Annotated in this window: 12 protein-coding genes, 2 pseudogenes, 1 riboswitch and 1 other annotated feature; of the genes and pseudogenes, 10 read left to right on the forward strand and 4 right to left on the reverse strand. The window is 35.7% G+C overall.

Annotation, left to right across the window (positions count from 1 at the left end; genetic code table 11):
* Nucleotides 1-36 precede the first annotated feature (36 nt).
* The 8 genes from AC3WVZ_RS06020 to AC3WVZ_RS06055 all read left to right on the forward strand — a co-directional run bounded on the left by AC3WVZ_RS06020 (nt 37) and on the right by AC3WVZ_RS06055 (nt 6483).
* Nucleotides 37-555, forward strand: a complete 519-nt coding sequence (locus AC3WVZ_RS06020; protein WP_000824664.1) for a ribonuclease FAU-1 family protein — start codon at nt 37-39, stop codon at nt 553-555.
* A gap of 120 nt (nt 556-675) precedes the next feature.
* Nucleotides 676-781, forward strand: a riboswitch (SAM riboswitch).
* Between the two features lie 94 nt (nt 782-875).
* Nucleotides 876-2192, forward strand: coding sequence for a Na+/H+ antiporter NhaC family protein (locus AC3WVZ_RS06025; protein ID WP_000665496.1), 1317 nt, complete (start codon nt 876-878; stop codon nt 2190-2192).
* A 181-nt stretch (nt 2193-2373) separates the two neighbouring features.
* Nucleotides 2374-2730 carry a lmo0954 family membrane protein gene (locus tag AC3WVZ_RS06030; RefSeq protein WP_000808640.1) on the forward strand — a complete coding sequence of 119 codons (357 nt, stop codon included), beginning with the start codon at nt 2374-2376 and terminating at the stop codon, nt 2728-2730.
* Nucleotides 2731-2777: 47 nt separating this feature from the next.
* Nucleotides 2778-3440, forward strand: a complete 663-nt coding sequence (locus AC3WVZ_RS06035) for a PspA/IM30 family protein (RefSeq protein WP_000814124.1) — start codon at nt 2778-2780, stop codon at nt 3438-3440.
* 106 nt (nt 3441-3546) lie between these two features.
* Nucleotides 3547-4287, forward strand: coding sequence for a cell wall-active antibiotics response protein LiaF (gene liaF, locus AC3WVZ_RS06040; RefSeq protein ID WP_233936195.1), 741 nt, complete (start codon nt 3547-3549; stop codon nt 4285-4287).
* Nucleotides 4287-5342, forward strand: coding sequence for a sensor histidine kinase (locus AC3WVZ_RS06045; RefSeq protein ID WP_000744329.1), 1056 nt, complete (start codon nt 4287-4289; stop codon nt 5340-5342). Before liaF ends, AC3WVZ_RS06045 begins: the two co-directional genes overlap by 1 nt.
* The gene (locus AC3WVZ_RS06050) at nt 5339-5971 is read left to right on the forward strand and encodes a response regulator (protein ID WP_000598707.1); all 633 of its coding nucleotides are present in this window, start codon (nt 5339-5341) and stop codon (nt 5969-5971) included. Before AC3WVZ_RS06045 ends, AC3WVZ_RS06050 begins: the two co-directional genes overlap by 4 nt.
* 242 nt (nt 5972-6213) lie before the next feature.
* A complete protein-coding gene (locus AC3WVZ_RS06055) occupies nt 6214-6483 on the forward strand; it encodes a DUF3992 domain-containing protein (protein ID WP_107992272.1) in 270 nt (89 codons plus the stop codon).
* A 119-nt stretch (nt 6484-6602) separates the two neighbouring features.
* Here AC3WVZ_RS06055 and AC3WVZ_RS06060 read toward each other — a convergent pair.
* Together AC3WVZ_RS06060 and brnQ3 are read right to left on the reverse strand one after the other, a co-directional pair.
* A pseudogene (locus AC3WVZ_RS06060) lies at nt 6603-7972 on the reverse strand (IS1182-like element ISBth7 family transposase); the annotation flags it as partial.
* 125 nt (nt 7973-8097) lie between these two features.
* A pseudogene (gene brnQ3, locus AC3WVZ_RS06065) lies at nt 8098-9455 on the reverse strand (branched-chain amino acid transport system II carrier protein BrnQ3).
* A gap of 54 nt (nt 9456-9509) precedes the next feature.
* Nucleotides 9510-9768, reverse strand: a binding site (T-box leader).
* A gap of 272 nt (nt 9769-10040) precedes the next feature.
* On the opposite strand from brnQ3, the gene AC3WVZ_RS06070 reads away from it, so the two are divergent.
* Complete coding sequence (locus tag AC3WVZ_RS06070) at nt 10041-10250, forward strand: hypothetical protein (protein WP_233936197.1); 210 nt, start codon at nt 10041-10043, stop codon at nt 10248-10250.
* A 40-nt stretch (nt 10251-10290) separates the two neighbouring features.
* On the opposite strand, the gene AC3WVZ_RS06075 is transcribed toward AC3WVZ_RS06070, so the two are convergent.
* Entirely contained in the window at nt 10291-11067 is a 777-nt protein-coding gene (locus tag AC3WVZ_RS06075; RefSeq protein ID WP_000026281.1) for a class I SAM-dependent methyltransferase, read from the reverse strand.
* 108 nt (nt 11068-11175) lie between these two features.
* On the opposite strand from AC3WVZ_RS06075, the gene AC3WVZ_RS06080 reads away from it, so the two are divergent.
* Complete coding sequence (locus AC3WVZ_RS06080) at nt 11176-12030, forward strand: YhfM domain-containing protein (RefSeq protein ID WP_000677061.1); 855 nt, start codon at nt 11176-11178, stop codon at nt 12028-12030.
* A 107-nt stretch (nt 12031-12137) separates the two neighbouring features.
* On the opposite strand, the gene AC3WVZ_RS06085 is transcribed toward AC3WVZ_RS06080, so the two are convergent.
* Nucleotides 12138-12335 (reverse strand): hypothetical protein, encoded by a 198-nt coding sequence (locus AC3WVZ_RS06085; protein WP_001053356.1) that lies wholly within the window; start codon nt 12333-12335, stop codon nt 12138-12140.
* Nucleotides 12336-12462 lie beyond the last annotated feature (127 nt).

Below are 12462 nucleotides of genomic sequence, written 5' to 3' on the forward strand. Positions count from 1 at the left end.
GGGAGCTTTTCTGTATATAGAAGAGGAGCAGACATAATGAAACGAAAATATGGTGACGGTTCTTCGTGGAAGAGACTAATAGAAAAGAGTTATACGGTTAAGCAAGTGGAAGAGGGAATGCTCGGAATACTGGATATAAAAAAGGTGAGAGAGCCTAGTTGTAAAGAATATGATGGTGAAGAACTTTGTATTGCAGCAGATCAGTATACGTGGATTCAATATTTCATAGACGGGAAAAACTTTGCGATTACCGCTATGTTAGATGATCAGAAAAAATTAGTGCAATATTATATCGATGTGGCGAAAGAATATAAAATAGACGATCGTGGTTTACCGTATTTTGATGATTTATATTTAGATGTAGTATTATTATCTAGCGGTAAGGTGTATGTATTAGATGAAGAGGAGCTAGAGGATGCTTATAAAAGTGGTGATGTCACGAAGGAAGAGTATGAGCTAGCTTGGCACACTACGAAATGGATATTAGCAACAATAAAAAATAGTGAATTTTATTGGATTTCAATATTGGAAGAAGAAATCGAAAAGTTAAAATGATTGTTGTATTCAAATTTTTGTATAATTACCAAAAAAATCTATACAAAAAATAATTGACTTTTGTTTTGTAAGCGAGTAAAGTTAGGGAAGAAATTATTATTAAAAAATAAATATGAAACCTTCTTATAAAGAGAGGCGGAGGGACTGGCCCTACGATGCCTCGGCAGCGGACTCGATTTCAGAGTGCTGTGCCAAATCCAGCAAGCGTGTGCTTGAAAGATGAGAAGAGTGTTTCTTATAGATGTATAAGACCTCTTCTCATCGGAAGAGGTCTTTTGTTATTCATTAGAAAAAGGTTGAAACTAGGGAGAGATGGTACTTTGAAAGAAACGCGAGGAAATGGTTTAGCTTTATTACCACTTGGAATATTTTTGGCGCTATTTATTGGTTCTGGAATTATTACAGGTGATTTCTATAAATTGCCGATACTTGTAGCGATTTCAATTGCTGTAGGAGTCGCTTTAGTGATGAATCGTAAAGAAAGTTTTAATGTGAAAGTAGAGCGGTTCGCTAAAGGTGCAGGAAATCCGGATATTATGATTATGGTATTAATTTTTGTGCTTGCAGGTGCGTTTTCTGAAACTGCTAAAGGAATGGGCGGAGTAGACTCAACTGTTAATTTAGCGTTAACTATTTTACCGCCAGGATTTATCGTAGCTGGAATCTTTGTTATTGGTGCATTTATTTCATTAGCGATGGGAACTTCAATGGGAACAATTGCAGCATTAGCGCCGATTGCTGTAGGTATTAGTGGTCAAACTGATATCTCAATTGCGCTTGCAATGGCTACTGTTGTTGGCGGAGCGATGTTTGGTGATAATTTATCATTTATTTCAGATACAACAATCGCAGCTGTTCGTTCACAAGGAACAGAAATGAAAGATAAGTTTAAAACGAACTTTTTAATTGTGTTACCAGCGGCTATTATTACAATTGTACTATTAGTAATAGTTACTTCAGGAAGTGACACGCAGATTAAAGCACATAGCTTTGATTGGATAAAGATTTTACCGTACGCAGGAGTACTTATTACAGCGCTACTTGGCTGGAATGTACTTATTGTATTAACTGGTGGAACTGTACTATCTGGTGTTATCGGCCTTATAGATGGAAGTTACACGTTAGAAAGTTTCTTTAAAAGTGTAACGACTGGAATGGGCGGTATGATGGAGTTAGTATTACTTGCTATATTAATTGGCGGTATGGTTGAATTAATCCAATATAATGGTGGTATTCAATATTTAATGAATGTATTAACACGTAATATTCGTTCGAAAAAAGGAGCGGAATTTGGTATTGCTGGTTTAGTGAGTATGACGAATATGTGTACAGCGAATAATACGATTTCAATTATCTTTACAGGCCCGCTTGCAAAAAATATTGCAGATCAATATGAAATAGATCCTCGTAAATCAGCGAGTGTATTAGATCTTTTCTCATGTTGTGTGCAAGGATTAATTCCGTACGGTGCCCAAATGTTAACGGCAGCAGGATTTGCAGCGTTATCTCCGGTTGAATTGTTGCCATATGCATTTTATCCAATCTTAGTTGGAGTATGTGGGATTGTTTCTATTTTAATTGGGTTTCCAAGGTTTTCGAAAGTAGCTGAGAAAAAAGAGTATCATAAAACAGCTTAATTTAATATGAATGTTAGTAATTAAAAAACGTGCAGAGAATAGACTCTGCACGTTTTTTTGCGTAAAGGGCTGAATATGACTCGGTCTTAAGTCTGAGTTAAAAACGGTTCTTAAGCTCGTTATGGAAAGATGAAAAAATAGTTAAGATAAGAGTATCAAATCGAAGGGAGGCAAGCACAAGATGAAACAATTTCTAGCGTTTATCGCAGCCGGTATTTTGGCTTTAATTGCTCTTGGTAGTCTTGCTGGTATTGTAGGATTCGCAATCGGAGCAGGAGTTGTATATTGGAGCTATAAATCATTTGTGCGAGCTAAATCATTTTTTGGAAAGTTAGCTTGGGGTATTGTTGGTTTAATCGGTTTATCCATTGCACTTTCTCATTCGCCAGCATTAATCGGTATCGCTGCTTTAGTGGTTTTATACTACGGATACCGTGAGTGGAAAAAAGAAAAAGATGTAGTTGTTGAATCTGCTCCAGAAAGTTCTAAACCATATAGTAACTTTGAAGATGAGTGGAACAAATTAATGAAAAACTAAAACAATAAATCAAATTATAAATAAAGTAGAAGAGAGGAAGATTTATAATGAAACAATCTTTATTCGGACGTGTACGCGATGCAATTTTAGCTGATTTTCATAACGTGTTAGATGAGAAGGAAAGAAAAAATCCAATTGCGATGTTAAACCAATATTTACGTGATAGTGAGCGTGAAATAACAAAAATTGAGAAGTTAATTGAGCGTCATAAAACATTAAAATCTAATTTTGCTCGTGAGCTTGAGCAAGCACGTTATTTCGTTAATAAAAGATCAAAGCAAGCTATCATTGCTCAAGAAGCAGACGAATTACAATTGCACGAACGTGCGTTAGAAGAGGTAGCTTATTATGAAGGGCAAGTAACTCGATTAGAAGAAATGTATGCAGGTGTTGTAGAGCAAATTGATGAGTTAGAGCGTCGTCTTTCTGAAATGAAAAATAAATTAAAAGAAATGCACGCAAAGCGCATGGAACTAATGGCACGTGAAAATATGGCACATGCAAATCGTCGTATGAATACTGCGATGCATAAAATGGATGAAAATAATCCGTTCTTACGATTTGAAGAGATTGAAGATCATATTCGTGACTTAGAAACTCGTATGAATGAAGAGCATGAGCGTGACACGTTTGATATGAAAATTGCAAAACTTGAGCGTGAAATGAAAGAAAAGAATGATGTATCGTTAACGAAAGAGTTAACAAAATAATAGTAGTATATTATAAAACAGGCTTATGATATAGTGATAGGAGAAAAGGTGTTGGAAAGCAATGCCTTTTCTTCTATGTATATGTGACAAGAAGGGGGGAGCTGAAATGAAGAAACATTTTTCAAAGACACAATTAATGGGGATGCTCCTCATCATATTTGGATTCGGTCTTTTTCTTGATATGATACTTGGACATTTTGAACCAGGTGGTCTCGTTTTTGCATTTATTATGCTTATGTTTGGAAGGCATTATCGTAAAAAGAATCGTTATGTACGGGGAAATGTATTTTTATTTGTTGGTGGTATCGTATTTTTATTTTTCTTATTTTCATCAGCAGCATTTGTTCTTGTCGTATTTGCTTGTTTAGCTTTAATTGGTTATCAATTGATTCAACAAGGACATCAGCAAAAAGCAATGAAGGTTGAAATTAAAGAAAAAGGGATTATAGACGAAGAGAAGCAAATATATCGTACAGAAACATATTTGAAAAATATGTTTGTAGGCAATGTACGAATGATGGATCATATTTATGAACTTGAGGATATTAATGTTCAATATGGTGCTTGTGATGTGGAAATAGATTTAACAACTGCTATGATTCCAGAAGGGGAAACGGTAATTGTTATTCGGGGTGTCGTTGGTAATATTCGTTTATATGTGCCATATGATATTGAACTTTCTTTAAATCATTCTGTTATTGTCGGACGTGTGCTCTTGCCAGGTCATGAAGAGACAGGGTTTAACCGCAATGTTACATTTAGAACAGAGCAGTATAAAGAGGCTCCTCGTCGTATTAAAATTATTTCTTCGCTTGTCGTAGGCGACACGGAAGTGAGGAAAGTATAATGAAGAAACAAAAAAATATTTCGTGGATGTATATTCGTTATTCTATGTTGTCCTCAGTTAGTATCGCACTCATTTGTACAATTGTATATGTATGGAAAAGCGAGCAACAAGTGTATGATTTATTATGGAAGGAATCCATCGCTTCTGTTCCAATTGGCTTGTTTATTATGACTACAAGTTTACTTATCGGGGGAATTGTAGGATATGCAATCGGTTATTATATAGAGCAGCGTATACAAGGATTAAATACGTTTCTATTTGAAGTAGAGCGAGGGAATTTTCCGAGCGATGTTTCGTTTACTGCAGATGATGAATTTCATGAAGTGGAACGAAAAGTAATCGTTCTGGCTCGTCGATTAGAGGAGCAAGCTGGACTCTTTCAAAAAGTAACGAATGAACGAGCTCATTGGAATGAAGAGATGAGACAAGAAGCGATTTCTCAAGAAAGGCATCGTTTAGCAAGGGAGTTGCATGATTCAGTAAGTCAGCAGCTTTTCGCAATGTCGATGATGATGTCAGCGATTAATGAACAAATAACTGAATTTCCAGAGGTGACAAAAAAACAATTGCAACTTGTTGAAAATATGGTTGTAAATGCTCAATCAGAAATGAGAGCATTGCTCCTTCATTTACGTCCTGTACAATTGGAAGGTAAGAAACTGACAGAAGGTATAGAGGAATTATTAACGGAATTATCGCGAAAACAACATATGAAAATTGAATGGCTTATTGAGCCAATAGAATTAAAAAAAGGTGTAGAAGATCATTTATTCCGTATTGTGCAAGAAGCGCTATCAAACACGTTGCGACACGCGAAGGCAAAGAAAACAGAAGTGCGCCTTCGAAAAATTGATCAATATGCGATTTTAAAAATCATTGATGACGGCGTTGGGTTTGAAGTAGGGGTTAATAAGGCTGGTTCATATGGCCTAAGATCGATGCAAGAGCGTGTTCATGAAATTGGTGGGACACTTAAGGTACTTAGTTTCCCGGCCAAAGGTACACAAATAGAAGTAAAAGTACCGATTATGATTGAGAGAGGGGGAGAAGTATGATAAAAGTATTGCTTGTCGATGATCATGAAATGGTTCGTATGGGTGTATCGGCATATTTATCTACACAGCCAGATATTGAAGTAGTAGGGGAAGCTGAGAATGGAAGAAAAGGATCAGAATTAGCATTGCAATTAAGGCCGGATATTATTTTAATGGACCTTGTTATGGATGAGATGGATGGTGTCGAAGCAACACGTGCTATTATTCAAGAATGGCCAGAAGCAAAAATTGTAGTTGTAACAAGCTTTTTAGATGACGAAAAATTGTATCCTGTTATTGAGGCTGGGGCGACCAGTTACTTATTAAAAACATCAAGAGCAAGTGATATTGCTGATGCTGTACGAGCTACTTATGATGGAGAAACAGTATTAGAGCCGAAAGTTACCGGGAAAATGATGTCCCGTATGCGTCAAAAGAAAGAGCAACCTTTGCATGATGATTTAACGGAAAGAGAGTTTGAGATTTTGTTATTAATTGCAGAGGGAAAAAGTAATCAAGAGATTGCGGACGAGTTATTTATTGCACTGAAAACGGTAAAGACACATGTGAGTAATATATTAAATAAATTGAATGTAAGTGACCGTACTCAGGCGGTTATTTATGCATTTAGGCATCAATTAACGAAGTGATAAAGTGAAACTTTAATCAGTCGGGAGGTTGTTCCTCTCCCACTGATTATCAGCCCTCACCAATCGGGCTTTTACGGGCAGTTAATGCGGGATAAAGTAAAACTTTAATTGGTGGGGAATTCCTCGCTGATTATTGGCTCGATACAATATAGATTTGGCATTAAAACAATTGAATGTTTTTATTGACGATAAATAATGTAAGCGTTATCATTTAGGTGTTAACAGTACATATAAAGGGGAGAATGTATATGTTAGTTCAAACTATATTCGGAATGGATAAGTCTAAAAAATTAGGGGATTATGTGAACGCATTACAAGCGCTTTGTGAACAATATAATGTTGAAACAGATAAAATTGCGATTATTGAGGCAACAGAGGAATACTATTTATTTTTAGTAAAGCAAGAAGAGCGCTATGATGTTGTCAAGGTAGAAACAGTTGATACAAATATTGAATATTATACGAAGGCTTATAAAATAAGCAGTTTTAATCATGCTGCGTATCAAATGTAAAAAAACTCCCTTTTGGGAGTTTTTTTCCAGAGTGTTGGGAAACCCTTTAGGGTTCCCAACACTCTGGAATCTTTTTTGATTTTAGCGAATAAAAACAACATAAAATAATAGAATTTTAAAAAATAGCCCTCCACCTGACCCTTTTTGGTCAGGTGGAGGGCTATTTTTTTCATGTTTTGACAAGCTGCGGTGAGATAAGCTTGCATTTGGACAGACTTCAGCCCTCGAAACCGGGCATAGCGGTAGCCATGTAGTTCTTTGGCGTCTGCAAAGCTTCGCTCTATAGTGGAACAGCGTACTTTATACAACCTTTTCCCTGTAGCTGTTAGCTTGTTTTTTCTAGCAATATCCTTATATTTCTCCCACACATGATGAGTGATAACTTTTTGTTTTTGTTTCTTTGAAAAGCACACCTCACGTAACGGACAAACAGCGCAGTCTTCTGGATTCGATTTGTATTGACGGTATCCTTCACGATCAGTTGTTACATATTCTAGAATACATCCCATCGGACAAGCGAAAACATTCATTTCTTCTACATATTTAAATTGGCTTTTCGGTACTTCTTTATTCCGTTTTCCAAATCGGCGATACCCCATCACCATAAATATATTCCGTTCTGATAGTTTCTTACAGATATATCCTGTAAAATAGCCAGCATCAAGGGCAACAGCTTCTACTTTGAAGTCGAATTTATCAATCTGAGCTTGGAGGCGTGCTAAATACGGCTCGGAATCTGCCATATTTCCAGCCGTTACATAGGTATCTGTAATAATATTGTACTTCGCATCAGTCGTACGATGATCCAAGAAATGAAAACCATTTGGTTTTCCATCTCTCATTAAAAATCCACTATCTGGATCCGTTGTACTTATACGAGTTTTTTTGGTAGGGGTATCACTTTCCTTTCTAGGTTTTAATTCTTTTTTCCATGTACCTCACGATCTTCGATTACCGCAGCTTCTAGCTCGTCTATATAAAACTTTGCTTTTTCTTTTTTATATTTATGTACAAATTTATTTTTATTGGCATTGGCCTTAATATGTGTAGAATCTGTCATCAGTGCACGTCCTCCTACCATCCGGTGCTCCGTCGCTTGTCTCACAATCTCATCAAAAATTTCTTCGAAAATATTTGTATGAATAAAACGAGTACGACGATTCCAACTGATTGTAGAGTGATCCGGAATAGTATCCGATAGAGAAAACCCTAAAAACCAACGGTAGGCAATATTCGTTTTAATTTCCTTTTCCAATTGACGCTCAGAACGAATACCGTAAAAATATCCAATAAACATCATCTTAAATAAAACAATAGGATGAATGGACGGGCGTCCATTGTTTTCACAGTAATAAGGGCGTAACTTCTCTTCAATAAAATCAAAACTAATTGTCGCTTCAATTGCACGAAGGAAATGATCTTGTGGAACCAACTCTTCTACAGAAACAGATACACGCTCATCACGATGATTTTTTAAAGCACCCATCATAAAAAATCTCTCCTTTTCCTCTTTTTTATCAGTGTTGACACATAAAAAGAGGTTCAGACACAAAAACAGGCTGTGGAGAAGACTTTCTCCACAGCCTGTAAAAAAACTCCCTTTTGGGAGTTTTTTTAGGAGGCTTTTACTTCGTGAGATTCGGTTACTAATGGAACTTTTTTCGTACCGTTTAACCTAGCCGTTGCAAGACCAATAAGACCTCCTACTAATGCTGGTATTAGCCAGCCGATTCCTTCATTATATAAAGGGATAAATTCAAAATATGGTGTGATAAATGAAACTGAAATACCACCTTGTTTTAATCCATCAAATACGCTCACTACAGCTGCTCCAATTAAAGCACCTACATAAACAGAGCGATATCCACCGAAGTATTTAGGAAGTAATGATAGTAGTACGAGTACAATCGCAATTGGATACACGACAAGTAGAATTGGAACAGAGATTGAGATAATTTTCGTTAAACCTAAGTTGGCAACTAGTAATCCTAATGCGCAAATGATACTCGCGAACGTTTTGTATGAAAGTGTAGTCAATAATGTTGAAAAATATTGGCTGCACGCAGATACGAGTCCAACGCATGTCGTTAAACAAGCGAGTGTAACGATAAGAGATAATAGGAGCAAACCGTATGGACCGAATAATTGTTGTACGATAACAGGTAAGTAGCTGTCCGCCATTTTTTGCATATCCGAGCGAGACGCTAGTTGCCCCAAGCCAGCCGAGTGCACCGTATACAAGTACGAGCCCTGTAGCGGCAATAAGCCCTTGCTTTTGCTGTGGCGATGGCAATGGACTTACGATCATTCACACCTTTAGAGCGAATTGCATTTACAACGATAATTCCGAATGCAAGTGCTGAAATAGTGTCCATTGTTAAGTAGCCTTCCATAAAGCCTTTGAAGATTGGAGAAGTTTGATACTCTTGCATCGCTGGTCCTGATTGCCCAAGTGGTGTAAATACACTTTTAACAAATAATAAGAAAATAGAGAGTAATAAAATAGGTGTTAATACATTCCCAATACGATCAACAAGTTTAGATGGATTCAAACTCAGCCAAAATACGATAGTAAAGAAGATGATTGTATATACAAATAGCACTAGGCTGCTAGAGCGGATTGTTTCTGGTAAGAAAGAACTAACCCCCATTTCATAAGCGACATTTGCAACACGTGGGATGCCCATGGATGGACCGATGGCAATGTATACAACTACTGTAAAGAAAATTCCGAATAATGGATGGGCATGACTTGCAAGTTGCTGCATTCCATTTCCTGATAGAGAAATTGCGATAACAGTAAGTAGTGGTAAGCCAACTCCTGTTAATAAAAATCCAATCATTGCTGGCCAAAAGTTTTCACCTGCGTTTTGCCCAAGCATGGGAGGGAAAATTAAATTACCTGCCCCAAAAAATAAAGAAAATAGCATAAGACCCGTGAAAAAAATATGTTTTTTTGATACAGTGTTCATTGTTTTTCCTCCTTTTTCATTCATTTGTAAGAACACAAAAAACTCGTCCCTAAAGAAAGGGACGAGTTATATTTACCCGCGATACCACCCTAATTTACACATGTAGAAATAAATCTATATGTATACGGCTTTGCAACGTACAACATGATACGTGTTCCTTGTAACGGGGGACGGCCGGTAAGAACTTACTGTAACATTCGGTTCTACTTCTCGGAGATGATTTTCGGTTACGCACTGAACGTTGGCTTTCAGCAAATCGCCAACTCTCTGGGGAACAGTTCTATAACGTACTCGTTCTCGTCAATGAATTTTTATTCAAGTATTCTGACAGTATTGTTGCATGTTTTTTTTAGAAAGTCAATATGTTTTTTGGAAGATATATTTATATATGGAAATATCGAAAGTGATATTCGTTGTTGCAAAAGGAATAATGAATTGTAAAATAGGAGTAAAAATTTGCGGAGAATTGTAAAATTTATAGAGAAAGTTGATATTTATAGGAGTAAAGAAGGGATTGTTTGAATTTACAGAGAATAATACAACAATCCACTTGCTGGAAAGAACAAACCAAAAGAGGTGACTGAAATGCTTGCGATGGGAGTATTATTTGGCATTATTGCTATAATTGGTTTTATGTGGTTATATTATTCGCGTTCGTTTAAACAAGCAGAAGTTTTACTCTTTCAAAAAGGTAGTTTATTGACAACTCAGTCTAGATATTTAGTATGTCCGAAGTGTGGAAGTGCACAGGCCAGAAGTGGAGGATATCAAGAGTGTTGCAAAATTAGATTATGAAAGAAAGGAAGCCTCACATTATTTTGTGAGGCTTCCTTCCTTACAACTTCATGGCGCTCCAAATTGTCCATCGATCTCTTTCAATAATAGGAGAGACGTTTTGTAATGCGGTCTGTATATGTTGTAGAAGTTGAGAAAGTTCATCATCTGTTAACTCATATAGAATGGATCGACCTGTTCGAGGAGATAAATCTTGCAATAATGCTTCTACAGAATCATGTATTTTTCGTATTTCCCATTGTGTTTGTGCGGGAAGTACATGAAGAGAATGTTTTTGTAATTCTGTCTGTATAGTGTTGGTTTTTGGACGTCTTTTTGACTCTATTTCAATAAGTTTTGGAAATAGAGAGAAAAAATATCCGCGAATGTGTTCGGGACTTCCTGGAATTGTACAATCTTCAATTGTTCGATCTTGTAAAATAAGTACACCGTTTTTATTTAATATACGAGAAGCTTCACGTAAAAATGTAGGAATGTCTTGTAAATGATGAATAACTGCACGCGAAATAACTATGTCGAATGTTTCATTAGGGTATGGGATATTATGTGCATCACCGTGGATGAATGAAATGTTTGAAAAGTTGTTACAATTTTCTTTTGCAGCTTGTAATATTTCTTTTGAAAAATCAAGTCCCACAACATTTTTGGCTCCCATAAGAGCGAGTTCTTTCGTATAAATCCCACCACCACAGCCGATATCAATTATTTGCTTGTTTTGTATTTCTGTAATGTTTTTTACCATTTCAGCCCAAGAAATATGAGCGTTTCTTGTTGCATATGTGTACTTATTATTTTCATCATGAAAATTAATGGACATGATAAAGACCTCCTTTCAATGATTAGTATAGCGTATTTAATAGGATGTCACGTTTTTGTTTTATGTATGAAGATTATAAGGATTTCTTATCGTAAGAGGAGGATTAATTTGAAAGGGAAATATGTATTGGTGTTGTTGTTTGTTATGTTACTAGCAGCTTGTGGTCAAGTTGAGCCGAAAAAAGAAACAAAAAAAGTAGAAGAGACGGTGAATGAAGTGAAAGAAACAATAGGGGTAACCGTTATACAAAAAAAACATAAAGAGAAAAAGTTGCAGGAATCAGAAGCGAAGTTAGTAATAGACATTTTGAATAAAGCTGAGAAACAAGAAATAACAGGAAGCTTCGGTGAACCTGAATATGAAATACAAATTAGTAGAGATGGGAAAAAAGAAACTTATTATGCATGGTTAAGAGGAGAAGATAGACGAGGATGGGTGCAATATAAGAAAGCTATGTATATGTTGAATGAAAAAGATACGGAAAAGCTTTTGGATATATTTCCAAATGTCTCAGAACAAAAAGAAGATGAGATGCAGGTAAGCCCTTTAACAGAAGTAACAAAAAAAGATTTACAGATTACCGCATTTCATATTAAAACAGGCGATCAAAACGTGAATTATACGGTACGGTATACGATTTCACAATCACTATACAATAAGTTAGTGAAGGAGCAAGAATATTATTTGCAACTCAATTTTCCAGAAAAAGTTCAAAAATTAATTGGAGCAAAAGAGAGTGAAATAATTTTAGGTGAAAAAGTAAAGGAAGGGTATAAGCAATATGAATTGCATGCTACTGTTCTGATAAAAAGCGCTTCACAATCACAATTAAAATCATTAGAAACATATTACGAAAATTATGATTTGAAAATATTAAACAGTGAAAAAGAAAAAATAGGTGTGTTTCAAAATATAATTCAGATTGTTAAAGATTATGGTGAAAAAATGAATTTTCAAAGATAAAGTGAGCCTTTAATTAGCCCTTACGGATTGGAATGAATGTAAACTTGTCAAATCTATATGGCCTTTCCTAGGAAATGATAATAGAGAGGGGAAAGCACCCCTCTCTATTACTTTGCTTTTGCAGATGGCTCATTCATTGATTTTCGTGTAATAAGAAAAGAAATCATAAGAGCGGAAAGGATGACAAGGGCAATAAATACGTGATTGGGCAACAAATCTAATAATAATACGTAACTAACGGTATAAAAAATAAGAGTTGAAGCTAAAAACGATAGAGCACCTATTATAAGAGATTGTAAATTCATTTGTGTACACCTCCTTTTATTTATATTTTTGGCTGAAAATGGATTATATAAACATTATTTCTAACAATAGAAAAAAATATGTCATAATAGAGAAAAGAACAAGCTTTGATGAATGAATATGATTCAT

Source organism: Bacillus sp. CPT56D-587-MTF, assembly GCF_058792335.1.

Coding starts and splice junctions, on each gene's coding strand:
- AC3WVZ_RS06020 (WP_000824664.1), top strand. CDS start 37: ATGAAACGAAAATATGGTGACGGTTCTTCGTGGAAGAGACTAATAGAA.
- AC3WVZ_RS06030 (WP_000808640.1), top strand. CDS start 2,374: ATGAAACAATTTCTAGCGTTTATCGCAGCCGGTATTTTGGCTTTAATT.
- AC3WVZ_RS06035 (WP_000814124.1), top strand. CDS start 2,778: ATGAAACAATCTTTATTCGGACGTGTACGCGATGCAATTTTAGCTGAT.
- liaF (WP_233936195.1), top strand. CDS start 3,547: ATGAAGAAACATTTTTCAAAGACACAATTAATGGGGATGCTCCTCATC.
- AC3WVZ_RS06045 (WP_000744329.1), top strand. CDS start 4,287: ATGAAGAAACAAAAAAATATTTCGTGGATGTATATTCGTTATTCTATG.
- AC3WVZ_RS06050 (WP_000598707.1), top strand. CDS start 5,339: ATGATAAAAGTATTGCTTGTCGATGATCATGAAATGGTTCGTATGGGT.
- AC3WVZ_RS06055 (WP_107992272.1), top strand. CDS start 6,214: ATGTATATGTTAGTTCAAACTATATTCGGAATGGATAAGTCTAAAAAA.
- AC3WVZ_RS06070 (WP_233936197.1), top strand. CDS start 10,041: ATGCTTGCGATGGGAGTATTATTTGGCATTATTGCTATAATTGGTTTT.
- AC3WVZ_RS06075 (WP_000026281.1), bottom strand. CDS start 11,067: ATGTCCATTAATTTTCATGATGAAAATAATAAGTACACATATGCAACA.
- AC3WVZ_RS06085 (WP_001053356.1), bottom strand. CDS start 12,335: ATGAATTTACAATCTCTTATAATAGGTGCTCTATCGTTTTTAGCTTCA.